27 protein-coding genes are annotated in these 23,267 nt (G+C 74.1%); 17 read left to right on the plus strand and 10 right to left on the minus strand.

Annotated elements, in window-relative coordinates; all coding sequences use genetic code 11:
- Positions 1 to 118: 118 nt before the first annotated feature.
- Positions 119 to 553, minus strand: a complete 435-nt coding sequence (locus tag ACIQMJ_RS21190) for an Hsp20/alpha crystallin family protein (protein ID WP_499762714.1) — start codon at positions 551 to 553, stop codon at positions 119 to 121.
- 113 nt (positions 554 to 666) lie between these two features.
- Here ACIQMJ_RS21190 and ACIQMJ_RS21195 point away from each other — a divergent pair, with 113 nt between their 5' ends.
- Complete coding sequence (locus tag ACIQMJ_RS21195; RefSeq protein ID WP_499762715.1) at positions 667 to 1,236, plus strand: hypothetical protein; 570 nt, start codon at positions 667 to 669, stop codon at positions 1,234 to 1,236.
- A 261-nt stretch (positions 1,237 to 1,497) separates the two neighbouring features.
- Positions 1,498 to 3,111 carry an outer membrane protein assembly factor BamB family protein gene (locus ACIQMJ_RS21200; protein ID WP_499762716.1) on the plus strand — a complete coding sequence of 538 codons (1,614 nt, stop codon included), beginning with the start codon at positions 1,498 to 1,500 and terminating at the stop codon, positions 3,109 to 3,111.
- Positions 3,112 to 3,133: 22 nt separating this feature from the next.
- Here ACIQMJ_RS21200 and ACIQMJ_RS21205 read toward each other — a convergent pair whose 3' ends face one another.
- Both ACIQMJ_RS21205 and ACIQMJ_RS21210 read right to left on the minus strand, forming a co-directional pair.
- Positions 3,134 to 4,021: a S66 peptidase family protein gene (locus ACIQMJ_RS21205; RefSeq protein ID WP_499762717.1), complete on the minus strand. Its 888-nt coding sequence runs from the start codon at positions 4,019 to 4,021 to the stop codon at positions 3,134 to 3,136.
- Complete coding sequence (locus ACIQMJ_RS21210; RefSeq protein ID WP_499762718.1) at positions 4,018 to 5,931, minus strand: S9 family peptidase; 1,914 nt, start codon at positions 5,929 to 5,931, stop codon at positions 4,018 to 4,020. Before ACIQMJ_RS21210 ends, ACIQMJ_RS21205 begins: the two co-directional genes overlap by 4 nt.
- 130 nt (positions 5,932 to 6,061) lie before the next feature.
- Here ACIQMJ_RS21210 and ACIQMJ_RS21215 point away from each other — a divergent pair, with 130 nt between their 5' ends.
- The 8 genes from ACIQMJ_RS21215 to ACIQMJ_RS21250 all read left to right on the plus strand — a co-directional run bounded on the left by ACIQMJ_RS21215 (position 6,062) and on the right by ACIQMJ_RS21250 (position 12,360).
- Positions 6,062 to 6,628: a DUF3090 domain-containing protein gene (locus ACIQMJ_RS21215; protein ID WP_073893192.1), complete on the plus strand. Its 567-nt coding sequence runs from the start codon at positions 6,062 to 6,064 to the stop codon at positions 6,626 to 6,628.
- A gap of 8 nt (positions 6,629 to 6,636) precedes the next feature.
- On the plus strand, positions 6,637 to 7,431 hold the full coding sequence (locus ACIQMJ_RS21220; protein ID WP_499762719.1) for an SCO1664 family protein: 795 nt from the start codon (positions 6,637 to 6,639) through the stop codon (positions 7,429 to 7,431).
- A gap of 76 nt (positions 7,432 to 7,507) precedes the next feature.
- Positions 7,508 to 7,981, plus strand: a complete 474-nt coding sequence (locus tag ACIQMJ_RS21225) for a GNAT family N-acetyltransferase (protein WP_499762720.1) — start codon at positions 7,508 to 7,510, stop codon at positions 7,979 to 7,981.
- The gene (locus ACIQMJ_RS21230; RefSeq protein ID WP_499762721.1) at positions 7,978 to 8,742 is read left to right on the plus strand and encodes an aminoglycoside phosphotransferase family protein; all 765 of its coding nucleotides are present in this window, start codon (positions 7,978 to 7,980) and stop codon (positions 8,740 to 8,742) included. The genes ACIQMJ_RS21225 and ACIQMJ_RS21230 overlap by 4 nt, the downstream gene beginning before the upstream one ends.
- Positions 8,743 to 8,753: 11 nt before the next feature.
- Positions 8,754 to 9,560, plus strand: coding sequence for a DUF3097 domain-containing protein (locus ACIQMJ_RS21235; RefSeq protein ID WP_499762722.1), 807 nt, complete (start codon positions 8,754 to 8,756; stop codon positions 9,558 to 9,560).
- Between the two features lie 40 nt (positions 9,561 to 9,600).
- The gene (locus ACIQMJ_RS21240; protein ID WP_499762723.1) at positions 9,601 to 10,026 is read left to right on the plus strand and encodes an NfeD family protein; all 426 of its coding nucleotides are present in this window, start codon (positions 9,601 to 9,603) and stop codon (positions 10,024 to 10,026) included.
- Between the two features lie 70 nt (positions 10,027 to 10,096).
- The gene (locus tag ACIQMJ_RS21245) at positions 10,097 to 11,254 is read left to right on the plus strand and encodes an SPFH domain-containing protein (RefSeq protein WP_499763065.1); all 1,158 of its coding nucleotides are present in this window, start codon (positions 10,097 to 10,099) and stop codon (positions 11,252 to 11,254) included.
- Positions 11,255 to 11,382: 128 nt separating this feature from the next.
- Positions 11,383 to 12,360: a hypothetical protein gene (locus ACIQMJ_RS21250; protein ID WP_499762724.1), complete on the plus strand. Its 978-nt coding sequence runs from the start codon at positions 11,383 to 11,385 to the stop codon at positions 12,358 to 12,360.
- Positions 12,361 to 12,462: 102 nt separating this feature from the next.
- On the opposite strand, the gene ACIQMJ_RS21255 is transcribed toward ACIQMJ_RS21250, so the two are convergent.
- The gene (locus tag ACIQMJ_RS21255) at positions 12,463 to 13,827 is read right to left on the minus strand and encodes an amidase family protein (protein WP_499762725.1); all 1,365 of its coding nucleotides are present in this window, start codon (positions 13,825 to 13,827) and stop codon (positions 12,463 to 12,465) included.
- A 10-nt stretch (positions 13,828 to 13,837) separates the two neighbouring features.
- Positions 13,838 to 14,242 carry a DUF1707 SHOCT-like domain-containing protein gene (locus ACIQMJ_RS21260; RefSeq protein WP_499762726.1) on the minus strand — a complete coding sequence of 135 codons (405 nt, stop codon included), beginning with the start codon at positions 14,240 to 14,242 and terminating at the stop codon, positions 13,838 to 13,840.
- 99 nt (positions 14,243 to 14,341) lie between these two features.
- On the opposite strand from ACIQMJ_RS21260, the gene ACIQMJ_RS21265 reads away from it, so the two are divergent.
- Positions 14,342 to 15,223 carry a pentapeptide repeat-containing protein gene (locus tag ACIQMJ_RS21265; RefSeq protein WP_499762727.1) on the plus strand — a complete coding sequence of 294 codons (882 nt, stop codon included), beginning with the start codon at positions 14,342 to 14,344 and terminating at the stop codon, positions 15,221 to 15,223.
- Positions 15,224 to 15,259: 36 nt separating this feature from the next.
- On the opposite strand, the gene ACIQMJ_RS21270 is transcribed toward ACIQMJ_RS21265, so the two are convergent.
- Complete coding sequence (locus ACIQMJ_RS21270; RefSeq protein ID WP_499762728.1) at positions 15,260 to 15,772, minus strand: CGNR zinc finger domain-containing protein; 513 nt, start codon at positions 15,770 to 15,772, stop codon at positions 15,260 to 15,262.
- Between the two features lie 243 nt (positions 15,773 to 16,015).
- Here ACIQMJ_RS21270 and ACIQMJ_RS21275 point away from each other — a divergent pair, with 243 nt between their 5' ends.
- Positions 16,016 to 16,720, plus strand: a complete 705-nt coding sequence (locus ACIQMJ_RS21275; protein ID WP_499762729.1) for a TetR/AcrR family transcriptional regulator — start codon at positions 16,016 to 16,018, stop codon at positions 16,718 to 16,720.
- Here the strand turns inward: ACIQMJ_RS21275 and ACIQMJ_RS21280 are convergent.
- Positions 16,625 to 17,512 carry a ferredoxin family protein gene (locus tag ACIQMJ_RS21280; RefSeq protein WP_499762730.1) on the minus strand — a complete coding sequence of 296 codons (888 nt, stop codon included), beginning with the start codon at positions 17,510 to 17,512 and terminating at the stop codon, positions 16,625 to 16,627. The genes ACIQMJ_RS21275 and ACIQMJ_RS21280 overlap by 96 nt on opposite strands.
- Before the next feature lie 143 nt (positions 17,513 to 17,655).
- On the opposite strand from ACIQMJ_RS21280, the gene ACIQMJ_RS21285 reads away from it, so the two are divergent.
- Both ACIQMJ_RS21285 and ACIQMJ_RS21290 read left to right on the plus strand, forming a co-directional pair.
- Entirely contained in the window at positions 17,656 to 18,354 is a 699-nt protein-coding gene (locus ACIQMJ_RS21285) for an alpha/beta hydrolase (protein WP_499762731.1), read from the plus strand.
- Positions 18,342 to 19,055, plus strand: coding sequence for an SDR family oxidoreductase (locus tag ACIQMJ_RS21290; protein WP_499762732.1), 714 nt, complete (start codon positions 18,342 to 18,344; stop codon positions 19,053 to 19,055). Before ACIQMJ_RS21285 ends, ACIQMJ_RS21290 begins: the two co-directional genes overlap by 13 nt.
- Here ACIQMJ_RS21290 and map read toward each other — a convergent pair.
- The gene (map, locus tag ACIQMJ_RS21295; RefSeq protein WP_499762733.1) at positions 19,015 to 19,809 is read right to left on the minus strand and encodes a type I methionyl aminopeptidase; all 795 of its coding nucleotides are present in this window, start codon (positions 19,807 to 19,809) and stop codon (positions 19,015 to 19,017) included. The two genes, ACIQMJ_RS21290 and map, sit on opposite strands and share 41 nt — an antisense overlap.
- 60 nt (positions 19,810 to 19,869) lie before the next feature.
- Between map and ACIQMJ_RS21300 the strand changes: the two genes are divergently transcribed.
- Together ACIQMJ_RS21300 and ACIQMJ_RS21305 are read left to right on the plus strand one after the other, a co-directional pair.
- A complete protein-coding gene (locus ACIQMJ_RS21300; protein WP_499762734.1) occupies positions 19,870 to 20,127 on the plus strand; it encodes a helix-turn-helix domain-containing protein in 258 nt (85 codons plus the stop codon).
- The gene (locus tag ACIQMJ_RS21305; RefSeq protein WP_499762735.1) at positions 20,127 to 20,732 is read left to right on the plus strand and encodes a class I SAM-dependent methyltransferase; all 606 of its coding nucleotides are present in this window, start codon (positions 20,127 to 20,129) and stop codon (positions 20,730 to 20,732) included. Before ACIQMJ_RS21300 ends, ACIQMJ_RS21305 begins: the two co-directional genes overlap by 1 nt.
- Positions 20,733 to 20,753: 21 nt before the next feature.
- Here the strand turns inward: ACIQMJ_RS21305 and pip are convergent, their stop codons facing one another.
- Positions 20,754 to 21,698 carry a prolyl aminopeptidase gene (gene pip / locus ACIQMJ_RS21310; protein WP_499762736.1) on the minus strand — a complete coding sequence of 315 codons (945 nt, stop codon included), beginning with the start codon at positions 21,696 to 21,698 and terminating at the stop codon, positions 20,754 to 20,756.
- Between the two features lie 43 nt (positions 21,699 to 21,741).
- Between pip and ACIQMJ_RS21315 the strand changes: the two genes are divergently transcribed.
- Positions 21,742 to 22,209, plus strand: coding sequence for a MarR family winged helix-turn-helix transcriptional regulator (locus tag ACIQMJ_RS21315; RefSeq protein ID WP_499762737.1), 468 nt, complete (start codon positions 21,742 to 21,744; stop codon positions 22,207 to 22,209).
- A gap of 28 nt (positions 22,210 to 22,237) precedes the next feature.
- Here the strand turns inward: ACIQMJ_RS21315 and ACIQMJ_RS21320 are convergent, their stop codons facing one another.
- On the minus strand, positions 22,238 to 23,182 hold the full coding sequence (locus ACIQMJ_RS21320; protein WP_499762738.1) for a helix-turn-helix transcriptional regulator: 945 nt from the start codon (positions 23,180 to 23,182) through the stop codon (positions 22,238 to 22,240).
- Positions 23,183 to 23,267: the final 85 nt, after the last annotated feature.

The following is a 23,267-nucleotide window of genomic DNA, read 5'->3' on the forward strand; positions in this document are numbered from 1 at the left end:
GGGCGGACGCGCCGCAGGAGCGCTGCCGGTCGGATGTGGTCGTGGTTGTCGGATGACGTGCGTCGGGCCTACCTGCCGTAGACCCGGCGCACATCCGGTATCCGACGGCGGTGGACGGTCAGGCGTTGATCTCCTTCCGTGCGCCGTCGGTCTGGCCGATGGTGATCTTGCGCGGCTTGGCCTTCTCCGCGATCGGGATGCGCAGCGTCAGCACGCCGGAGTCGTAGTCGGCCTTGATCCGGTCGGCGTCGAGCGAGTCGCCGAGGAACAGCTGGCGCGAGAACACGCCCAGCGGCCGCTCGGACAGCTGCATCTCGACGTCGTCGGTGCGGTTGGGGCGCCGCTCGGCCTTCACGGTGAGCACGTTGCGCTCCACGTCGAGGTCGATCGCGTCTGGCGTGACGCCGGGCAGGTCGAACTCCACCACGAACTCGTCCCCGGTGCGGTAGGCGTCCATCGGCATGGGCGTGGGCCGCGACCAGGTGCCCGGTCCGGTGAAGAACTGCTGCGCCAGCCGGTCCAGCTCCCGGAACGGGTCCGTGCGCATCAACATCGGGAACACCTCCTGGTCTGTGTGGTCAATGCGCTGGTGTTTGCGCTGCCGACACAGTTGTAGCACGTCGTCATTTCGTTGACAACCCCCGATGTCGTCGGTAGGTTGACGCCATGGCGATCGGAGATTACGAGACCGTCCGAGCGGCGGCGACGGGGGAAGACCTCAGCCCGGGTCAGGTGCTGTCCGCGCTGGTCCTGCTCCGGCGGTTGCGCGACGAGCTGGCCGGGTGGGAACCGCAGCTGATCGCCGCAGCGCGGGAGCTGGGCACGAGCTGGGCCGAGTTGGCGCCCGCGCTGGGTGTGGCCAGCAGACAGGCGGCGGAGCGTCGGTACCTGCGGCTGCGCCCGTCGGAACTGGGCGCGACGGCCGAGGGTCGCGTGCGGGCCGAACGGGACAGGCGGGCCGCCGACCGCGCGGTGTCGCAGTGGGCGCGCGACAACGCCGGGTCGTTGCGCAGCCTGGCGGGCCAGGTGGGGCGGATGGACGTCGTGGTGCGCGAGGCGCTGGCGCAGGACGACGCGGTGGCGTTGCTGGAGCCGTTGACGGCGGCGCTGGCCAAGCTGCGGGGCTCCCACCCCGGGCTGGCCGCCGAGGTCCAGGCCGTCAGCGACCGGGCGGAGGAGGTGCGCCGCGACACCCAGACCCTGCGGGACAACCAGACCCTGCGCGACAACCCCTGACTCGACGACCCCGAAGGCCGGGCGCAGGGGTGTGGGTGCGTCAACGGCATCGTTGACCGCGTCGGGAGGGACCGGAAAGCGACGAGAACAGACGAGGGGGTGAGGGCGGAGGGTAGTTCTCTTTCGACGGGCGCGGATCAACCGTTCGGCTCGGTCGGGGTCAACCTTCTCCCGAGGGGATACGGGCCTTTCGTGGCTCGTGGCCTCCGGGTCCCCGCTGTCACGGTGGAGAGATGCCACGGTGGCAGGGGGGAGATGGGGATGGCGGTCTCGAAACGAGTGGTGGCGTTGGTGGCGGTGGCGTCGTCACTGGCGCTCGTGGGCGCGGGGGCGACGGCGGCGTCACCGGGACGGCCGGACCGGTCCGGTGACTGGGCGACGTGGTCGAGGGACCTGGCCGGGTCGCGGTTCGCGGCGGCGGAGCGGCGGATCACGCCGCGCACGGTGGGCGGGTTGACGGTGAAGTGGGCGTTCGCGTTTCCCCGGTCGGCGGCCCCGGTGCGCAGCCAGCCCGCCGTGGTGGACGGGACGGTGTACTTCGGCGGTCCGGACGGGATGTTCCACGCCCGGGACGCGCGGACCGGCGCGCAGGTGTGGACGACCGACCTCTCGGGGATCGCTCCGGGTGCCCGGCCGGCGATCCCGTGGGACAGCCCGTCGGTGTCGGGCGGGCGGGTGTACTTCGGCGACATCCGGGGGTTCGTCTACGCGCTGGAGCAGGCCACGGGCCGGGTGGTGTGGGCCAAGCAGGTCGACGCGCACCCGGCGGCGACGGTGACCAGTTCCCCGATCGTGCACGACGGGAAGGTCTACGTCGGCACGTCGAGCGGGGAGAACGCGGCCAACAGCCCGGACGGGACGACCGACGACCCGAACTACCCGTGCTGCACGTTCCGCGGGCACCTCGACGCCTTGGACGCGCGGACCGGGGAGCTGGTGTGGCGGCACTACACCGTGCCCGAACCGCGGGCGGTCGGGACGTGGCCCAGTGGCGCGACCCGCTACGAGCCGTCGGGTGCCGGGGTGTGGAGTTCGCCGGTGGTGGACCCGCGCAGCGGCACGGTCTACGTCGGCACGGGGCAGAACTACACCGGCAGCGCCGGCGACTTCGACACGCTGCTGGCGCTGGACCACCGCACGGGCGCGGTGAAGTGGCGCAACCAGGTGACGCAGGCCGAGACGTGGCGGGGGTTGTGCAACAGCCCCGACCCGGAGGGCTACTGCCCCGGCCTGAAGGACGGCTCGGCGCTGGACTACGACATCGGCGCCACGCCGAACCTGTTCACCGTGAACGGTCGGGCGCTGGTCGGGGTCGGGCAGAAGCTGGGCGTCTACCACGTGTTCGACGCGGCGACCGGCGAGGTGGTGTGGCGTCGGCAGCTGGGTGTGCCGCTGCCCAGCGGCGGCATCTCGGGCATCCAGTGGGGCACGAGCTTCGACGGCCGGCGGCTCTACATCGCGACGTACTTCGCCGATCCGGGCACGGTGTTCGCGGTGGACCCGGCCACGGGCCGCGTGCTGTGGCGGACGCCCAACCCGGCCGACGGCTGCACGACCGGTGGCGCGGCCGCCCACCCCGACATCTGCTCGCTGGGCCACGGCCCGGCGGTGACCAGCAGTCCCGGCCTGGTCTGGGAAGGAGGCAACGACGGCAAGCTGCGGGCGTACTCGGCGGGCGACGGCCGGGTGCTGTGGACCTACGACACGATCCGCGACTTCACCGGCGTCAACGGCCTGCCGGGCCGGGGCGGCACGATCTCCGGTGGTGGCGGTGGCGCGGTCGTGGCCGACGGGATGGTGTACGTGCAGGCCGGGTACGCGCCGGAGTACCCGAACCCGGACGGCGGTGACGTGCTGCTCGCGTTCGGCCTGTGACCGGACCGAACACGAGCAGCGTTCACCCCGTGACCGTCACCGCGCCGGTGTCGCCGTCGATCTCGACGGTCACGCCGAGGGGCACGGTGAGCTGGCCGGCGCAGTGCCCGAACCGGACGTCGGCGACGATCGGCACGCCGAGGCCGCCCAGCCGGTCGGCGAGCACGGCGGACGGGTCGCCGCACCCGGTCCAGGAGCCGAGCACGAGCCCGGCGACCTGGTCGAACCACCCCGTGCGCAGCAGGCCGGTGAGCATCCGGTCGAGCCGGTAGGGCTCCTCGTTGACGTCTTCGAGCAGCACGACCGCGCCGGGCGGCGGCGGCGCGGTCAGCAGGCTGAGGTTGCCGCCGACGGCCAGGCCGCGGGCGACACCGCCGACCATGCCGACCCCGCGGTAGGCCGTGACACCGGTGAACAGGGCGGCGCGGAGCCGTTCGCGGGCGTCGGCGTCTTCCACGAACGCTCTGGTGCCGACCATCGGCCCGAACCAGGTGGGCAGGCCGTGCGCCCACAACCGCTCGTGCAGCACGGTGGTGTCGCTGGACCCGACGAACACCTTGCGGTGCGCGGCGACGGCGGTCCAGTCGACCAGGTCGACCATGCGCAGGCTGCCGTACCCGCCTCGGGCGCACAGCACGGCGGCCACCGACGGGTCCAGCCAGGCCCGTTCGAACGCGCGGGCCCGGTCGGCGTCGTGCCCGGCGAGGTAGTCCAGCGTCGGGTGGGTGTCCAGGGCGTGGGTGTCGACCCGCACGTCCAGCCCCCACTTGCGCAGCCACGCCGTGCCCGCGTCGAGGAGTTCGGCCGGGCACGGTCCGGCGGGGCTGACCACGACGACCCGGTCACCCGGCCGCAGCGGACCGGGCCCGGAGGCGGCGACCGCGCCCGCCTCCGGCGCGTCCGACGTCACCGGCGCAGCTCCAGCACCGGCACGCCCGCAGGGGTGAACCCGAACACCTGCCCGTAGAACGACAGCTCGGCCTCCAGCGCGGCCACGATGGTCTCGGCCTTGCGGAACCCGTGCTGCTCGCCCTCGAACGTGAGGTAGGCGTGCGGGATGCCGGTGCCGTCCAGCGCGGAGGCGAACCGGTCGGCCTGCTCGGGCGGGCAGATCTCGTCCTCCAGGCCCTGGAGCAGCAGCACCGGCCCGGCCAGCCGGTCCACCCGGTGCGACGGCGACCGCTCGGCGTACCGGTCGGCCGCCGCGGGCCACGGCCCGACCAGGCCCTCCACGTACCGGGACTCGAAGTCGTGGGTCTCGCCGCCCTCGCCGGTCCACCCGGCCAGGTCGAGGATGGGGAAGGCGACCATGCCGCACCGGTAGGTCTTCACCGAGGTCAGCGACGCCGCCGAGGTCCAGCCGCCCGCGCTGCCGCCGCGGATGGCGAGCCGGTCGCCGTCCGCGGCGCCGGAGTCGGCCAGGGCCTGGGCGACGGCGGCGCAGTCCTGCACGTCGACCACGCCCCACTGCTCGCGCAGCCGTTCGCGGAACGCCCGCCCGTAGCCGGTGGAGCCGCCGTAGTTGACCGCGACCACGCCGATGCCGCGGCTGGTCAGGTAGGCCAGCTCCGCGTCCAGCACGGGCGCCGAGCGGCCGGTGGGCCCGCCGTGCACGTGCACCACGTAAGGCGGTTTCTCGTCCTCGGGCCCGGCGAAGTCGGGGTTGCGCGGCGGGTAGACGTAGGCGGGGACGTCGCCGTCCGGTCCGCGGAACACGCGCTCCTCGGGCACGGGCAGGTAGTCGACCGGCAGCGCGGACTCGCCGGAGGTGTGCTCGGTGAGCACGCCGGTGGACAGGTCCAGCGACACCACGGCGGACTCGGCCAGCGGCCCGGCGGCGCCGCTGACGACCACGCCGTCGTGCACGGCCAGGTGCGCGTGCCAGACCGGCAGGTCCACGTCGACGTCTGTGACGGTGCCGCTGCGCTCGTCGAGCACGGCCAGCGCGCCGGAGCGCAGCACGGCGTAGCGGCCCTCGCCGATGGCGGCGAACCAGCGGTTGCCCAGCCGCCACATCGGCCCGCCGAGCTCCTCGGCGCACGGCGCGAGGTTCTTCGCGGTGCCGTCCAGGCCGATGCGGAACAGGTTCCACCAGCCGTCGGGGTCGGTCAGCGCCAGCAGGGAGTCTCCCTCCCACTCGACCTGGCACACGGCCTCGGTGGGGCCGCCGGCCAGGACGCGGTGCTCGGAGGAGCCGACCTCGGCGACGCACAGCTCGGTGCCGTCCCACGGCATGCGCGGGTGGTCCCAGCCGATCCAGGCGTAGTGGCGGCCGTCGGGCGAGAGCCGGGGGCCGGTCATGAAGTGGTGGCTGGCGGCGAGCACCCGCGGCGGGGAGCCGTCCAGCGGCAGCGCGACCAGCTCGCGGCGCACGTCGGTGCGGGCGTCACCGGTCACGGTCTCGCGCACGCACCACACCTCGGCGTGGCCGGGCCCGGCGGTGAGGTCGGCGTAGCGGTGGCCGTGGTGGCGCTCGGGCTCGGGGCTGAGCGGGACGGGCCGCGGGTCGTCGGGGTCGAACACGTAGACGCGCTGGTCGTCCCAGTTGGTGAACGCCACGCGCGTCCCCTCGGGGGTGTCCAGCACGACCCAGGGCCGGCCGCCGTACTCGTGGACGCGGTTGCGCGCGTTCCACGGCGGCGGCAGCAGGTCCTGTCCGTCGCGCACCAGCGCGACCCGGCCGCCCTCGGCGGGGCGCCCCTCGGCCCACCAGGGGCGACCGTTGTGCAGGTCGACCCAGTGCAGGCCCCCGCCGGCCGCGGCGGCGTCGGCCGCGCCGATGGGCGATGTCCACGTTCCGTACGGTGCGATCTTCACCACGCGGGCGACCCTATCGCCGGCGCGCGGCGGGCCGGTCGGCGCCGTGGCGTGGCGGCGGCGTTCGCCGTCGGGGAACAGCGCGGGGGCAGGGCTGCCGATCTTGCACGCGTGGCCTAGGGTCTTCGTTGTCATGGCACGCGTCATCCACGTATTCCGCCAGCCCGACCGGTTCGTCGCCGGCACCGTCGGGCAGCCTGGCGAGCGCACGTTCTACCTGCAAGCCTCCGAGGAGGCCCGGCTGGTCAGCGTGGCGCTGGAGAAGCAACAGGTCGCCGTACTCGCCGAGCGCATCGGCTCGCTGCTGGAGGAGGTGCACCGGCGCTTCGGCGCGGAGGTGCCCGACGCGGTCCCCGAGGACCTCCGGGACACCGAACCGCTGGCGGTGCCGGTCGAGGAGGAGTTCAAGGTCGGCACGATGGGGCTGGGCTGGGACGCCGAGTCCCGGGCGGTGGTCATCGAACTGCTCGCGATCACCGAGGAGGAGGTCGACGAGGCGGTGGTGCTCGACGACACCGAGGAGGGCCCGGACGCGGTGCGGGTGTTCCTGAGCCCGGTGGAGGCGCGGGCGTTCGCCGAGCGCGCCGACCGGGTGGTGCGGGCGGGTCGCAAGCCGTGCCCGCTGTGCGCGGAGCCGTTGGACCCGGAGGGGCACGTGTGCCCGCGGCAGAACGGCTACCGTCGTTCGGACGAGGGCTGAGCGCGGCGGTGGGTCCGGCTGACGACGGGGTGCTCGAGCTGCTGCGGCGTGGCCGCATCGAGGTCGAGGGCCGGTTGGTGGACGCGTCGAACGCGACGTTGTTCTGCGGGATCGCGCTGGACGGCGTGACCGCGCAGTGCGTGTACAAGCCGGTGCGGGGCGAGCGGCCGTTGTGGGACTTCCCGGACGGCACGCTGGCGGGCCGCGAGGTGGCGACGTTCCTGGTGTCGGAGGCGGCCGGGGTGCACCTGGTGCCGCCGACGGTGCTGCGGGAGGGTCCGTTCGGGTCGGGCATGGTGCAGTTGTGGGTGGAGACCCGCGAGGACGACGACCTGGTGGACATCGTGCCGGTGGACGAGGTGCGGCCGGGGTGGCGTTCGGTGCTGCGGGCGCACGACCGGTACGGGGAGCCGGCGGTGCTGGTGCACGCCGACCACCCGCGGGTGCGGTTGATGGCGGCGTTCGACGTGGTGGTGAACAACGCCGACCGCAAGGGCGGTCACGTGCTGCACGCGGTCGACGGCGCGGTGTACGGGGTGGACCACGGGATCTGCCTGCACTCCGACGACAAGCTGCGCACGGTGCTGTGGGGCTGGTTGGGCGAGGAGCTGCCCGGGGAGGCGGTGGAGGCGCTGCGGCGGCTGCGGTCGGGGTTGGACGGCGCGCTGTCGGACCGGCTGCACGAGCACCTGACGCGCGCGGAGGTGCGGGCGTTGACCGAGCGGGTGGAGAAGCTGCTGGCCGCGGGGGTGTACCCGGAGCCGTCCAACGAGTGGCCGGCGATCCCCTGGCCCGCGTTCTGACTGGCGCGGACCCGCCGGGCGGATCCCGGGGCGGGGGATCTTCTTCGCGGGCGGGTCGGTGTTGTGTACTTGCCGCGTGGGCGTCGAACTGCGCGAGGTGACCGCTGCCGACGTGCTGGCGTTCTTCGAGCACCAGCGCGATCCGGAGGCGGTGCGGATGGCCGCGTTCACCTCGGCCGACCCGTCGGACCGGGCGGCGTTCCTGGTGCGGTGGGCGCGGATCCTGGCCGACGACTCGGCGGTGGCGCGGACGGTGGTGTTCGACGGCGAGGTGGTGGGTCACGTCGCGCGGATCACCCGGTTCGGCGAGCCGGAGGTGACGTGCTGGATCGACCGGGAGCACTGGGGCAAGGGTCTGGCGACGGCGGGGTTGGAGCTGTTCCTGCGGTCGGAGCCGCGGCGTCCGCTGTACGCGCGGGCGGCGGTGGACAACCTGGGGTCGCTGCGGGTGCTGGAGAAGTGCGGGTTCGTGGCGGTGGGCGAGGACGTGGGGTTCGCGGAGGGGCGTGGTGAGGACGTGGAGGAGTTCATCCTGAGGTTGGACCGGTGACGGGGTCGCTGTCCGACCGCATGGTGCGGCGGTTCGGTCCGGGGGTGCGGTCGTGGCTGTCCGGGTTGGACGCGCTGGTGGCGGGGTTGTGCCGGGACTGGGGCCTGGAGGTGGTGCGGCCGCTGTCCGGGGGCACGTCGCACGCGGTGTGGTGCACGCGCGGCGGTGAGCCGGTGGTGCTGAAGGTGACGCCGGAGCCTCCGATCGCGGCGCAGGAGGTGGCGGCGCTGCGGGCGTGGGAGCCGTCGCCGCGGATGGTGCGGGTGCTGGAGGCGGACCCGGCGCGGGGCGCGTTGCTGCTGGAGGGCCTGGTGCCGGGCACGCCCGCCGCGGACGGTCCCGGGTTGGCCGAGGTGCTGCGCGAGCTGCACATCGCGCCGCCGGAGGGGTTCCCGCCGTTGAGCGAGCGGGTGGACTTCCTCTTCGGGGTGCTGCGCAGGCGGCACGCCGGTGACCACGACGCGGCGCACGCGCGGGCGGCGGAGCTGGCCCGCGACCGGGTGCCGGCCACGCTGCTGCACGGCGACCTGCACTTCGGCAACGTCCTGGACGCCGGTGCGCGCGGCCTGGTGGCGATCGACCCGCGGCCGTGCGTGGGCGACCCGGCGGTGGACGCGGTGGACTTCGCCTACGCCTCGCCGGACCTGCGTGACGGGATCGAGCGCTGGTCGGCGGTGGTGGACGGTGACCGGTTGGCGGCGTGGTGCGCGGTGTTCGCCGGGTTCTTCCCCGGGCACCCCTCGGTGGCGGCGGGCCGGTAACGTCGCCGGCCGTGCGATCACACGACTACGGCCGCGACGTGCTGTCGGGCCGCAAGCGCAGGACGGTGCCCGAGGTGGTGGCCGAGGTCGGCCTGGTGGCGGAGGACCCGGCGTCGGGGTTCTGCGGCGCGGTGGTGCGCTTCGAGCACGGCCAGGTGGTGCTGGAGGACCGGCAGGGACGGCACCGGTTGTTCCCGCTGCGCCCGGCGGGGTTCCTGGTGGACGGGCAGCCGGTGACGTTGGTGCGGCCCGCGCCCGCGGCGGCGAAACCGGCGCGCACGGCGTCGGGGTCGGTGAAGGTCGAGGGGCTGCGCGCCCGCACGGCGCGGGACAGCCGGATCTGGGTGGAGGGCCTGCACGACGCGGAGCTGGTGGAGCGGGTGTGGGGGCACGACCTGCGGGTGGAGGGCGTCGTGGTCGAGCCGTTGGACGGGGTGGACGTGCTGGCCGACCGGATCGCGGAGTTCGGCACGGGCCCGGGGCGGCGGCTGGGTGTGCTGGTGGACCACCTGGTGGCGGGCAGCAAGGAGTCGCGGCTGGTCTCGGCGATCCGCGACGACCACGTGCTGGTCACCGGTCACCCGTACGTGGACGTGTGGCAGGCGGTGAAGCCGTCGTCGGTGGGGATCGAGGCGTGGCCGGTGGTGCCGCGGGGCGTGCCGTGGAAGGAGGGGGTGTGCGCGGCGTTGGGCTGGGGTGAGCCGTACGAGGGGTGGCGTCGGGTGCTGGCGGGGGTGTCGGGGTTCCGGGACCTGGAGACGCCGTTGATCGGCGCGGTGGAGCGGTTGATCGACTTCGTGACCGAGCCGGGGGCCTGAAACCCCCACCGGCGGTCGCGGAAAGTGCGAGGATGGAGCGGTGGCCGCGCTGATCTGGTTGGTCCTCGGTGTCGTCCTGGTGGCGGCCGAGATCCTTTCGGGCGACTTCGTGCTGGTCATGCTGGGTCTGGCCGCGTTCGGCGCGGCGGGGGCCTCGGCGTTGGGCGCGGACGCGGTCGTCAGCGCGATCGTGTTCGGCCTGGTGTCGTTGGGCCTGGTGGCGGGCGCCCGGCCCGCGATCAAGCGCCGGATGGCGCTGGGGTCCGGGCACAAGTCGGGTGTGGAGGCCCTGGTGGGCAGCACGGCGATCGTCGTGTCCACTGTGGACGGCCACGGGGGTAGGGTGCGCATCGGCGGCGACGTGTGGTCGGCGCGGTCGTTGGACCGCGAGGTCATCGAGCCCGGCGCCGAAGTCACTGTCGTCGAGATCTCGGGCGCGACCGCAGTGGTGCTGTCCGGGGCCTGAGTGGAGGCGGGGAGAGTTGACCACGACACTGATCGTCATCGCGGTCCTGGTGCTGTTCGTGCTGGTCGTCATGGTGAAGTCGGTGCTGGTGATCCCGCAGGCCACGGCCGCGGTGATCGAGCGGCTGGGCCGGTACCGCACGACCGCCGCGCCGGGGTTGAACATCCTGGTGCCGTTCTTCGACCGGGTGCGGGCGCGCATCGACCTGCGCGAGCAGGTGGTGTCGTTCCCGCCGCAGCCGGTGATCACCCGCGACAACCTGACGGTGTCGATCGACACGGTCGTCTACTTCCAGGTGACCGACCCGCGGGCGGCGGTGTACGAGATTTCGAACTACATCGTGGGCGTGGAGCAGTTGGCGACCACGACGCTGCGCAACCTGGTGGGTGGGATGAGCCTGGAGGAGACGCTGACCTCCCGTGACCAGATCAACAACCAGCTGCGCGGCGTGCTGGACGAGGCGACGGGCCGGTGGGGCATCCGGGTGGCGCGGGTGGAGTTGAAGGCGGTCGACCCGCCGCCCTCGATCCGGGACTCGATGGAGAAGCAGATGCGCGCGGACCGGGAGAAGCGCGCGATGATCCTCAACGCGGAGGGCCAGCGGGAGGCGGCGATCAAGTCCGCGGAGGGTCAGAAGCAGGCGCAGATCCTGTCGGCGGAGGGCGCGAAGCAGGCGGCGATCCTGGGCGCGGAGGCGGAGCGGCAGTCGGCGATCCTGCGGGCGCAGGGTGAGCGGGCGGCCCGGTACCTGCAGGCGCAGGGTCAGGCGAAGGCGATCGAGAAGGTGTTCGCGGCGATCAAGGCGGGCAAGCCGACGCCGGAGGTGCTGGCCTACCAGTACCTGCAGACGCTGCCGCAGATGGCGCAGGGTGACGCGAACAAGGTGTGGCTGGTGCCGTCGGACTACGGCAAGGCGTTGGAGGGGTTCGCGAAGATGCTGGGCGCGCCGGGCGAGGACGGCGTGTTCCGCTACGAGCCGCCCGCCTACGAGCAGCCCGTGACGTCGGCGCCGGAGCGGGACGACCCGTCGGTGGCGGACTGGTTCGACACGGCGCCGGACCCGGCGGTGGCCGAGGCGGTGCGCGCGGCGGAGGCGGTGGCGCGCAAGGAGGTGCCCGGGCCGTTGGAGCAGCCGTCGGTGGAGCGGGGCGCGGACGTCGGCGCGTTGGGGCCGGGGTCGGTGGCGCGCGAGGTGGGTGCCGGGGAGGCGGGGCAGCCGCGGGAGTGAGCTCCCCCGGGAGGTGATCTTGGACGCAGTGGTGGGGCGTCGGCGCGGGTGCCGGCGCCCCTTTCGCGTGGTCGGGGCCGGTGATCACGGGACGGGCGTCCGGGTGGGGTCTCGTGGGGTGGGTCGGGGTGCGGTTGGATGTCGCGGTGGACGCTTTACCCGGTCGTGCGGCGGCCGCGCTGGCCCGTGTCGACGTTCCGTGGTCGGCGCGGTGGGACGAGTTGGCCGCGGTGGTGGCGGAGCTGTCGGTGGTGGTGCGGGCCGGGTCGGGCGCGCGGGTGGTGGCGCGGGAGTTGGCCGAGGTGCTGGTGGCGGCGGCGCAGGGCGGTGCGCAGCGGGCGGCGTTGGCGGGGTTGGTGGACCGGGTGCTGGACCTGCACGCGGTGGCGTGCGGTGGTGAGCCGCCGGTGGACGGGCCGGAGCTGGCGGCGTGGCTGTTGTGGTTGCAGACGGGGTTCGCCGAGCCGCCGGAGGTGCGGTTGGCGGCGTACGCGTCGGCGTTGGGTGAGGACGGGTTGGCGTTCTACCGGGCGGAGGCGGTGGCGCGGTTCGAGCGGTTGCCGGTGATCGGGTTCGGGGAGACCGGGCGCTACGACCGGGAGCGGTGGGCGTTGCTGCGGGTGATGGAGGAGCTGGCCGAGCACACCGGTGACGTGGACCTGCAGGTGTTGGTGTTGTCGAAGGACCTGTCGTCGGGGTGGCACTACCTGCAGGTGGCGACGGTGCTGCGGGACGCGGGCCGGTCGGCGGAGGCGGTGGCGTGGGTGGAGCGGGGGTTGGCGGCGACGGGTGGGCGTGGGGCGGCGACGCGGCTGGTGGACCTCGGGGTGGACGAGTGCCTGCGCGCGGGGTGGGTGGAGCGGGCGGTGGGGTTGCGGCGGCGGGCGTTCGTGGCGCATCCGGGGTGGGAGGGGTATGCGCGGTTGCGGTCGGTGGCGTCGTCGGCGGGTGACTGGCCGGCGGTGCGCGAGGAGGTGTTGGCGGGGTTGGTGGGGGTCGCGGACGAGGTGGTGTGGCAGGTGGTGGAGGCGGAGTCGGCGGTGCCCGGTGGCCCGCCGGGGTGGGTGGAGCGGTTGCGGGCGGCGTTGGGGCGGCGCCAGGGGTGACGGGCGTGTCCTGAGCGTTGAACTCGGGGGTCCTGAACGTAGGACTCTCGGGTCCTGGACGTGGGACTCTCGCGTTCTGGGGGTAGGACTCGCGCGCGGGGATCAGGGGTGGCGGTCGGTCCAGGGGCGGGCGCGTTCGAGTTGGCCCGCGGCGGTGAGGATGGTGCGCTCGTCGTCGGGGGCGGCGACGAGCTGGACGGCCAGGGGCAGGCCGGTGCGGGTGTGGCCGGCGGGGACGGCGGCGGCGGGGTTGCCGGTGATGTTCCACAGCGGCAGGAACGTGGTCATGCGGGCGGCGGCGAGCAGGGCGGCGACGGTGGGGCGCCGGTTCCACTCGCCGATGCGCAGGGGCGGCCTGGTGAGCACGGGGGTCAGCAGCAGGTCGTGCTCGGTGAACAGGCGGTTGGCGTCGCGGGTGAGCCGGGTGGTGTGGGCCAGGGCGGCGCGCACGGCGGGTGCGGGCAGCGCGCGGCCGAGGGCGGCGACGGCGCGGGTGCGGGCGTCGAGCCGGTCGGGTCGGTCGAGGGCCTGTTCGGTGGTCGCGGCGCTGTGCAGGTAGCGCACGGCGAACCCGGCGGGTCCGGAGATGTCGTGCAGGTCGCGGTCGACGCGGGTGACGTCGTGGCCGAGGTCGGCGAGCAGGCCCGCGGTGTCCAGGACGGCGTCGCGGACGTCGGGGTGGATCGGGATGCCGGGTCCCCAGGTGCGCAGGGACACGGCGATGCGCAGGCGGCGGGTGTCGGTGACGGCCGCGGTGTGGTCGTGGCCGGGCGCGAGGACGTCGAGGATCAGGGCGGCGTCGGCGACGTGGCGGGTGATGGGTCCGGCGACGACCAGGCCGTTCCAGACATCGCGGTCGGGGGTGAGCGGCACGCGGTCGCGTTGGGGTTTGAGGCCGAACAGGCCGGTGCACGCGGAGGGGATGCGGATGGAGCCGGCGCCGTCGGTGCCGATGGCGGCGCCGACCAGGCCCGCGGCGACGGCGGCGGCCGAGCCGCCGCTGGATCCGCCGGGTGAGTGGTCGGGTGACCAGGGGTTGCGGGTGGCGCCGGCCCAGGTGGACTCGGTGTAGGGCCACAGGCCGAGTTCGGGCATGCGGGTGCGGCCGACGATGACGGCGCCGGCGGCGCGCAGGCGGCGGACGATCTCGGCGTCGTCGGGCGCGGTGGTGTCGACGCCGGCGGTGCCCTTGGTGGTGGGCAGTCCGGCCAGGGCGAGGTCTTCCTTGACCGCGACGGGCACGCCGAGCAGCGGCGCGTCCTCGCCGCGGGCGCGGCGGGCGTCGGCGTGGTCGGCGTCGGCGAGGGCGCGGTCGGTGAACACGAGCCGGAACGCGTTGAGGTGCCGGTCGTGCCGGTCGATGCGGCGCAGGCATTCGGCGACCAGGTCGCGCGAGGTGAACGCGCCGGATCGCAGCAGCTCGGCCTGTCGGGCGGCGCCCGCGAAGCACGCGTCGGTCAGGTCCATGAGGCGGACTCTAGGGCAGCGGCGGGCGGCTGTGGATCAGGCGGCGGGGGGTGATCGCGTCGTGCCGTGGGGTGCGGCGGCGTCGGGCGCGGTGCACGAGCAGGGCGATCAGCAGCAGCGGCCACGGGAACGGCAGGGGTGAGGCGATCCAGGCGACGACGAGCAGCACCGCGAGGACGGCCGGCAGGGGTGGCCGGCGGTGTGCGGGCGGCGCGGGTGGTGGTGGCGGGGCGGGCAGGTCGGCGGTGAGGGTGGCGAGGTCGTGGTGGTGCAGGGCGGTGTAGGCGGCGGCGATGCGCTCGTCGGCTTCGGCGAGGGTGAGGCGGCCTTCGCCGACGGCGTCGCGCAGCCGGGCGGCGGTGTGCTCCCGGTCGGTGTCGGAGGCGCGTTGCGGCGGGGTGTGGGTCGGTTCCATGTCCTCGATGCTCCGGGTGGGGGCGTGTCTCGGCGTCGGCCACGAAGCGGTGACGGGAAGTACGTCCGTGGACGTACGCGGGACGGGCATGATCGGGGTATGTCGTCGTGGCTGATGCCGGTGGCGGTGGCGGTGGTCATCGTCTGGATTGGCGTGCGCCATGCGCGCGCGTCGCGTTCGGAGACGTTGTTGGACGACCACGCGCGGCGGCGGGTGGGGCCGGGTGCGGCCGCTCCGGCGCCGGTGTCGGTGTGGCGGGAGGCCAACCGGTTGTTCCGGGCCGGCGAGGAGGAAGGGCTGTTGCTGCTCGCCGAGATCGGCCGGCAGGCGCCGAAGCGGCGGCAGGCGGTGGTGACGACGTGGTTGGCGGCGTTGCGGGGCGGGGTGAGCCGGGGGTTGGACGCGCCGTGGCGGGTGGCGGTGCAGCGGGAGCTGGTGTCGCACCTGCGGCCGGGTGAGGACTTCTGGCCGGGGATGGACGTGGTGGCGCCGGGGGCGATCCTGGTGGACTTCGACCTGTCGGGGTGCCGGGTGAACCGGGTGGACCTGGTGGGCGCGGTGTTCGTGGGTGACGCGCGGTTCGAGGCGATGACGGTGACGGGGGACGCGACGTTCGCGGGTGCGCGGTTCCTGCGGCACGCGGTGTTCACCGAGGCGTTGTTCGCGCGGTCGGTGTCGTTCGGGTTGGCGGTGTTCGCGGGCAACGTGTCGTTGCGGGCGGCGCAGGTGGCCGACCAGCTGGTGTTCGCGCGGGCGAAGGTGTCGGGGCGGGCGGACCTGCGGGCGGCGGAGGTGTCGGGTCGGGCGGATTTCCGGCACGTGCGGTTCGGGGGTCGGGCGTTGTTCGCCGATGTGGTGTTCCACCAGGACGCGTGGTTCCGGCACGCCTGGTTCCGGGGTCGGACGGACGTGGGGTCGGCGTTGATCGGCGAGGCGGCGGAGTTCGGCAACGCCCGGTTCGGTCGCCGCGTCCTGCACTGACGGTCGCCGGCCGGTGCGGGGTCGGGCGGTGCCGGGTCAGGCGGTGCGGGTGCGGTGGTCGGCGACGTGGACGCGGTTGGCGCAGCGGGTGGTGCAGAAGCGGCGGCGGCCGTTGCGGGAGGTGTCGACGTAGACGGTGCGGCAGCCGGGGCGGGCGCAGCGGCCGAGGCGGCGGGGGTCCTCGCAGACGGCGTGGGCGAGGCCGGCGGCGGTGAAGGCTCGGACGCGGTGCGGGGTGGGCGCGTGCTCGGGGGCGAAGTGCAGGTGGGGTGGCCGGTCGTCGTGGGTGGAGATGTAGGGCTTGGCGGCGGCTTCGGTGAGCAGGTCGTTGACCAGGGTGACCTGGTCGGGGGTGTGGTCGAAGACGGGTGAGAGGCGGGTGGCCCAGGCGGTCAGCTCACGGGCCTGGTGCTCGTCGAGGTGGCCGAGGGGTTTGTAGCCGTGCTCGCGCAGCAGGGTGAGCAGGTCGTCGGCGGTGCTGTCGGGGTCGGCGTTGACGAGGGCGGCGGCGAGTTCGGCTGCGGCCCCGCCGTAAGGGTTGAAATGCACTGAACCATGACATCACGCTGGTGGTGTGAACACCAGTTGCCCTTGTTGCGGGTGGCCCAGTGCCGAGCGTGTGTATCCGGTGTCGTCGCACGGGAGGGTGGACTACGTGCGGTGCGTGTGCGGGGTGTGGTTGGTGGTGGAGTCGGGTCGGGTGGTCGCGGCGGCGGGACGGCCGGTGTGATCGCCTGGGTGTGATCGCCTGGGTGTGGTGGGCCGGGTGTGATCGGCTAGGGTCCCGTCCCCGTGACGAGCCGTCGGGACCTGCTGTGCGACTGTGCGATCTCGGTGTTGGCGGCGGAGGGCGGCCGCGGGTTGACCCACCGGGCGGTGGACCGGGCGGCGGGCGTGCCGGAGGGCACGACGAAGAACTACTTCCCGTCGCGGGACGCGTTGCTGGGCGCGGCGGCGGCGCGGATGACGGCGTTGCACGCGGCGGCGGTGCGGCGGTTGCGGGAGACGACGCCGGAGCGGATCACGCCGGCGGAGGTGGCGCGGCTGTACCCGGCGTTGCTGCGGCGCGCGGTGGTGGAGGACCCGACGCAGTTGCTGGCGATGGCGGAGCTGTACCTGGAGGCGGTGCGGCGACCGGGGGTGCGGGCGGCGTTGGGGCGGATGGCGGTGTCCAACGCGCGGGCGGGCGCCGGGCTGCACGCGGCGGCGGGGCTGTCGAGCACGGCGCGGGACGCGGGCCTGCTCGACGCCTACTTCCTGGGTGTGGCGGTGTCGTTGCTGGCGCTGCCCGAGGAGGCGTTGCGCGAGGTGGGCCTGGACGACCCGGAGGCGGTGGGGCTGGGCCTGTTCCGCGCGGCGGTCCCGGGACAGTCGGGGGAGGAGCGTTCGGGCGAGGGGCCGTCAGGCGACGGGGACGAGTCGGCGCACGGCGGTGGCGACGAGCCCGGTGGCCGGGGTGGGGGCCGCGCCGCAGCTGGCGGGCCGGCTGTGGGGTAGGTCGACGGTCCGCACGGTGACGTGCCAGGCGCGGCCGTCGGCGTGGTGGACGGTGTCGCCGCGGACGGTGAGCACGTCGCGGTGCTCGCCGATCAGGTCGCGGACGGCGAGTTCGGCGACCTGGCCGTGCGGGGTGTGGGTGGAGCGGCCCCGGCAGCGGTCGGTGACGACGTGGCCGCGGGCGGCGTGGTCGAGCAGCCCGGCGGCGAAGGCGGTGTCGAGGCGGCCGTAGGTGTAGCCGGTGGGCAGCAGCACGCCGGTGGGCGCGAAGCGGTGGCCGCCGGTGTGGGTGCACTCCCACACGGCGTCGGGGCGGGCGGCGGCGAGGTGTTCGGCCAGCGGTCGGCCCCGCAGGGCGCAGCAGACGTCGCGGCGACTGTTGGCGCACACCAGCAGCAGCGGGTCGGTGACCGGCGTGCCCAGCCCGGCGGGTTCCCCGGCGGCCAGGGCGGCGAAGTCCAGGTCGAGCAGCGCGGCGGGGTCGGCTAGGTCGGCGCGTTCGAGCCGGGGCCGGCCGGGGGTGGTGGAGGCGAGGTAGACGCGGCGGGGCGCGTCGTGGTGGGTGTCGGCGTGGCGGCCGGGCCGGCGGATGAGCAGGACGCGCACGCCGGTGTCGGCGGCGCGGCGGCCGAGTTCGGCGCCGAGGGCGGGGTCGAGCCTGCTCTGGGTGAGGGCGTCGCGTCCCCAGGGGCCGGGTTGTTCGAGGCAGATCCAGGCGGCGGCGGTGGCGGCGGTGCCCGCTTGGGGTTCCTCCAGGTCCGCGGAGATCGCGGCGCAACGCGGCTCGGTCACGTACCCAGGGTGCCCTGACGGGGCCGTTCGAGTGACACCGGGGTGCGGATTCACGCGTTCGGGCGCCTTGCGGTAGCGCTGGGTGCGTGGTGTTCGCGCTGGGTGGACGCCATCGGGGGCGGCGGGGTCGTAGGTTCGGGGTCATGATGATCACGGGTGAGGCGTCGGGCGTGCGGTTCGTGGCGGCACCGCCGGCGCGGGGCGGTCGACGCTTGGTGGTGGTGTGGCACCTGCTCGGTGAGCCGGGGACGCCGGAGGCGATGGCGGAGGCGTTGCCGCTGGAGGGGGTGGACGCGTGGCGGCTGTACGCGGCGTTGCCGCCGTGGGGGCAGGGCGCGGACCCGGTCGTCGACGGGTACGTGGCGCTGGTGGAGGAGGCGGTGGCCGCGATGCCGGGGCTGGTGGCGGCGGCACGGGAGCGGTGGGGGTGCGACGACGGCCCGGTGGACCTGGTGGGCGGTTCGGCGGGCGGGCACGTGGCGTTGACCACGGCCCTGCGGGGCGTGGTGGGGGTGCGGCGGGTGGCGGTGGTGAACCCGGCGGTGCGGGTGGAAGCGGTGGTGCAGGCGTCGCTGGAGGTGGGCGCGCTGGAGTCCTACACGTGGAGCGACGCCTCCCGGGCGGCGGCACGGCCGTTGGACGTGCTCGCGCGGGCGGCGGACCTGGACGTCCCGCTGCTGGTGGTGCGCGGCGAGCAGGAGTACCCGGCGTTCCGGCCCGTGCAGGCGGCGTTGTGCGAGGCCGCGCCCCACGCTCGACTGGTGGACGTGCCGGGGTTGGCGCACATGCTGGTGACGGCCCAGGACGTGGTGGACGCGGAGGTGACGGCGTGGCTGGCCTGATCGTGGTGACGGGCGGGAGCCGGGGCATCGGCGCGGCGGTGGTGCGTCGGGTGGCCGCGGACGGGCACCGGGTGGTGATCGGCTACCGGGCCGCCGCCGAGGAGGCCGGGGCGCTGGCGCGCGAGGTGGGCGGTGTCGCGGTGCGGGCCGAGGTGTCCGACGAGGCCGACGTGGACTCCCTGTTCGACGCCGCCGCCGAGCTGGGGCAGGTGACCGGCGTGGTGATCAACGCCGGCATCACCAGCCCGGTGGGCCCGTTGGCGGACCTGCGGGTGCGGGACCTGCGGCGGGTGGTCGACGTGAACGTGGTGGGCGCGCTGCTGTGCGCGCGGCGGGCGGCGCGGGACCTGGTGGCGGGCGGGTCGATCGTGTCGCTGTCGTCGGCGGCGGCGACCCTGGGATCACCGAACGAGTACGTGCACTACGCGGCGAGCAAGGCCGCGGTGGACGCGATGACCGTGGGCCTGGCCAAGGAACTGGGCCCGCGGGGCATCCGGGTGAACGCGGTGGCCGCCGGCACCGTGCGCACCGCGATCCACGAGCTGTCCGGGGTGCCGGACCGACCCGACCGGGTGGCGTCGGCCATCCCGCTGGGCCGGCCGGGCGAGCCGGAGGAGATCGCCGAGGCGGTGGCGTGGCTGCTCGGCGACGCGGCGTCGTTCACGACGGGCGCGGTGCTGCGGGTCGCCGGGGGGCTGTGAGCACGCGGGGCCCGTCCTCGGTGACGGCGACGCTGTGCTCCACGTGGGCGGCGCGGCTGCCGTCGACGGTGTGCAGGGCCCAGCCGTCCTCGGCGACGCGGTAGGCGTCCCGCCCGCCGGCATGGAACATCGGTTCGATGGCGATGGCCATGCCGGGACGCAGGGTGATGCCCCGACCCGGTGCGCCCTCGTTGGGCACGCCGGGTGCCTCGTGCATGGCCCGGCCGATGCCGTGGCCGCCGAAGTCGACGGGCATGCCGTAGCCGGCGGCGCGGCCGATCACCCCGACGGCGTGGGACACGTCGCCGATGCGGGCGCCGGGCACGGCGGCGGCGATCCCGGCCTCCAGGGCACGCCGGGCGGTGTCGACGAGCAGCAGGTCGGCGGGGTCGGCGCGCCCGACGACGAAGCTGATGGCCGAGTCGCCGTGCCAGCCGTCGAGGTGGGCGCCGCAGTCGATGCTGACCAGGTCGCCGTCGCGCAGCCGGTAGCCGTCGGGGATGCCGTGCACGATCAGGTCGTTCACCGAGGCGCAGATGACGCCCGGGAACGGCGTCGGCGCGAACGAGGGCCGGTAGTGCAGGAACGACGACCCGGCGCCCGCGTCGCGGATGACCTGGTGGGCGACCTCGTCCAGCTCCAGCAGCGACACCCCGACCCGCGCGTGCCCGCGGACCGCCTCCAGCGCGTCGGCCACCACGAGACCGGCGGCGCGCATCGCGTCCAGCTCGCCGGGGCTCTTCAACTCGATCACCGCGTGCTCCCCGCCCTGACACCGATACCGGTATTCCTATCCCGGTATTAGTATCACGACATGGTGCGACAGCCCCTCACCCAGTCCGACCGCGACCGCGGCGAACGCCTCGGCGAGCTGCTGCGCCGGGCCCGAGGGCAGCGCAGCATGGTCGAGGTCGCCACGGCCGCCGGGATCTCCGTGGAAACCCTGCGCAAGATCGAACGCGGCCGGGTCCCCACCCCGGCGTTCTTCACCGTGGCCGCGCTGTGCGAGGCGGTCGGCCTGTCACTGGACGGCCTGTCCCGGGCCCTGGAACCGCAGAGGCTCTCCGCGTAGTGGAGGACTTCGTCCGCTCGACCACCACCCCCCGCCCCGTACCCCTGACCCCCGACATCGTGCTGCGCACCGCCGACGACGTCACGGCCCTGTGGGAACGCACCGGCGCCCCCGAACCACCGTTCTGGGCCTTCCCCTGGGCCGGCGGCCAGGCCCTGGCCCGACACGTGCTCGACCACCCCGAACTGGTGGCCGGCCGCCGCGTCCTCGACCTCGCCTCCGGCTCCGGACTGGTCGCCGTCGCCGCGGCCCTCGCCGGCGGACGGGTCACCGCCAACGACATCGACCCGATCGCCGCGACCGCCATCGCCCTCAACGCACAAGCCAACGACGTCACCGTCACCATCACCACCGACGACCTGCTCGACACCGAACCCGACACCGACGTCCTGCTCGCCGGCGACGTGTTCTACGACCGCGACATGGCCGCCCGCGTCGAGCCGTTCCTGCTGGCCGCGCACCGCCGCGGCGCGCTCGTGCTGGTGGGCGACCCCCGGCGGTCCTTCATGCCGACGGGCTGGACCCGGGTCGACGCCTACCCCGTGCCGGTTCCCCGCGACCTGGAAGGCGTCACCGTCCGCACCACCACAGTCTGGCGCCCCTGACGCACCCGGCCCGACCCGCCGCTACCGCCGCGCGAACCGGTCCGTCGCCGCCACCACCGCCTCCGCCATCCCCGGGTCGGACAACGCGTGCGACGCACCCCGCACCACCACCAGCTCCGCGTCCGGCCACCCGCGGGCCAGCTCCCACGCCGTGCCCAGCGGACCCTGAAGGTCCAACCGACCGTGCACCAGGATCGCCGGAATGCCGTGCAACCGCTCCACGTCCCGCATCACCTCACCGTCGGCCAACCACGCCTTGTGCCGGAAGTAGTGCGCGCACAACCGCGCGAACGCCATCCGCCACGCCGGGTCCGCCATCCGCGGCCCCGGCTCGTGGTCCGGGTCCAGCGACACGATCGAGGACTCCCAGTCGGTCCAGTCCGTCGCCGCCTTCTCCCGCACCACCGGATCGGGGTCGTTGAGCAGCACGTCGTAAGCCGCCACCAGGTCCGTCGCACCCTCGCCCGCACCCGCCCGGAACCTCGCCCACTGCTCCGGGAACAGCATCCCCAACCCGTGGTACAGCCACTCGATCTCCGCGTACCGGCTCGTCGTGACCGCCACCAGCACGACCTCCGTCACCCGGTGCGGGAACGACTGCGCGTACCGCAACCCCAACGTCGAACCCCACGACCCGCCGAACACCATCCACCGCTCGACACCCCGGTGCACGCGCAACCGCTCGATGTCGGCCACCAGGTGCGCCGTCGTGTTCACCGACAGATCCGTCGAGTACTCGCTCGCGTGCGGCCGACTCCGCCCGCTCCCGCGCTGGTCCATCAGCACGACCCGGTACGCCTCGGGGTCGAACTGCCGCGCCGCGCCGGGGGAGCAGCCCGTGCCCGGACCACCGTGCAGGTACACCACCGGCTTGCCCTCCGGGTTGCCGCACTCCGCCCAGTACACGGTGTTGCCGTCCCCGACGTCCAACATCCCCTGCGCGTACGGCTCGATCTCCGGGTACATCCACCCCTCCTCACAGAAACAACAGCGCTGTTACATTAGGGGAGTGGACCACACACCCGCCGGCCAATTCCTCGGCACCCGCCTGCGCCACCTCCTCGACCTCCTCGAAGGCGACGTCACCCGCGTCTACGCCGACCTCGGCCTGCCCGACTTCCGCCCCCGCTACACCCCGGTCATCCGACTCGTCCACACCAGGGGACCGCAGTCCATCCGCGACCTCGCCGACACCATCGGCGTCACCCACTCCGCCATCAGCCAAACCGTCAACCAGATGCGCCGCGACGGCCTCGTCGACCTCAAACCCGGCGACGACGCCCGCACCCGCATCGTCCACCTCACCGACCACGCCCGCGCCATCCTCCCCACCCTCGACGCCGAGTGGACCGCCACCACCGCCGTCGCCCGCGACCTCGACGCCGAACTGCCCTACCCCCTCACCACCCTCATCGACGCCGCCCTCCGAGCACTACAGGACAAACCCCTGCGCGACCGCATCACCGAACGCCTGTGACACCCGGACCGCGGGGGAGGAGCAACCCTCACCCCACCCCGTTCAACGCCACCAACTCCGCACCCAACCGCGCCAACTCCGCCCGCACCTCCACCGACTCCACCACCTCCACCAACCCACCCCACCCCGCCAACACCTGCGCGATCATCAACGGCGTCGTCGCCGACAACCGCACCAACGACCGCCCACCACCCTCCTCGACCACCTCGCAGTGCCGCCCGAACTGATCACCCAGCACGTGCGCGAACCGCGACTCCACCGACACCACCGCCGACACCGACGACCGACGCCGCTCCACCTCCGACACCACCCGCTCCCACGCCACCCCCAAGTCGAACCCCTCAGGCCGCACGAACACCTCATCCATCACCCGAGCCGACACCACCCGATCCACCCGGAACGTCCGCTCACCCGCCTCCGTCCCCGCCACCAAGTACCAAACCTCGTCCTTGTCCACCAACCCCCACGGCTCCACCACCCGCTCCGACCGCACCCGCCCACGCCCCTCATACCCCAACACCACCCGCCGACGCCCCACCACCGCCTCCTGCAACACCCCCACCAACCCCGGCCGCTCCCGACCCACACCACCCCACCCCGCCACATCCACCACCACCGCGTCCGCCGCCGCCCGCGCACCCTCCCGGAACGTCTCCGGCAACGCCCGCACCAACTTCCGCAACGCCGCCCGCACCTCCGGCGACCCCGACGCCGCAGGCCCCACCAACAAGAACAACGCCCGCGCCTCCGACGACGTCAACCCGCTCAAATCCGTCCGCGCACGCCCCACCAACCGCCAACCACCACCACGCCCCGGCTGCGGGTACACCGGCACACCCGCCGACGACAACGCCTCCAGATCCCGACGCGCCGTCGCCACCGACACCTCCAACTCGGCAGCCAACTCCGCCGCCGTCACCCGCCCCCGCGCCTGCATCACCAACAACACCGCCACCAACCGATCCGCACGCATAACCCCAGTCTCACCCCCAAAGTGCTCACAACGTGAGCACTTTGACCGCGAAAGTAGGCCCCAACAGACCCACAGCACGAAAGAG

This window comes from Actinosynnema sp. NPDC091369 (assembly GCF_044757065.1).
Classification (GTDB): domain Bacteria; phylum Actinomycetota; class Actinomycetes; order Mycobacteriales; family Pseudonocardiaceae; genus Actinosynnema.

What these genes read in the sequence shown, in the direction of transcription:
- ACIQMJ_RS21190 (WP_499762714.1), bottom strand. Translation starts at nt 553, where the DNA reads ATGTTGATGCGCACGGACCCGTTCCGGGAGCTGGACCGGCTGGCGCAG.
- ACIQMJ_RS21195 (WP_499762715.1), top strand. Translation starts at nt 667, where the DNA reads ATGGCGATCGGAGATTACGAGACCGTCCGAGCGGCGGCGACGGGGGAA.
- ACIQMJ_RS21200 (WP_499762716.1), top strand. Translation starts at nt 1,498, where the DNA reads ATGGCGGTCTCGAAACGAGTGGTGGCGTTGGTGGCGGTGGCGTCGTCA.
- ACIQMJ_RS21215 (WP_073893192.1), top strand. Translation starts at nt 6,062, where the DNA reads ATGGCACGCGTCATCCACGTATTCCGCCAGCCCGACCGGTTCGTCGCC.
- ACIQMJ_RS21245 (WP_499763065.1), top strand. Translation starts at nt 10,097, where the DNA reads ATGGTGAAGTCGGTGCTGGTGATCCCGCAGGCCACGGCCGCGGTGATC.
- ACIQMJ_RS21255 (WP_499762725.1), bottom strand. Translation starts at nt 13,827, where the DNA reads ATGGACCTGACCGACGCGTGCTTCGCGGGCGCCGCCCGACAGGCCGAG.
- ACIQMJ_RS21260 (WP_499762726.1), bottom strand. Translation starts at nt 14,242, where the DNA reads ATGGAACCGACCCACACCCCGCCGCAACGCGCCTCCGACACCGACCGG.
- ACIQMJ_RS21265 (WP_499762727.1), top strand. Translation starts at nt 14,342, where the DNA reads ATGTCGTCGTGGCTGATGCCGGTGGCGGTGGCGGTGGTCATCGTCTGG.
- ACIQMJ_RS21285 (WP_499762731.1), top strand. Translation starts at nt 17,656, where the DNA reads ATGATGATCACGGGTGAGGCGTCGGGCGTGCGGTTCGTGGCGGCACCG.
- ACIQMJ_RS21300 (WP_499762734.1), top strand. Translation starts at nt 19,870, where the DNA reads ATGGTGCGACAGCCCCTCACCCAGTCCGACCGCGACCGCGGCGAACGC.
- pip (WP_499762736.1), bottom strand. Translation starts at nt 21,698, where the DNA reads ATGTACCCGGAGATCGAGCCGTACGCGCAGGGGATGTTGGACGTCGGG.
- ACIQMJ_RS21320 (WP_499762738.1), bottom strand. Translation starts at nt 23,182, where the DNA reads ATGCGTGCGGATCGGTTGGTGGCGGTGTTGTTGGTGATGCAGGCGCGG.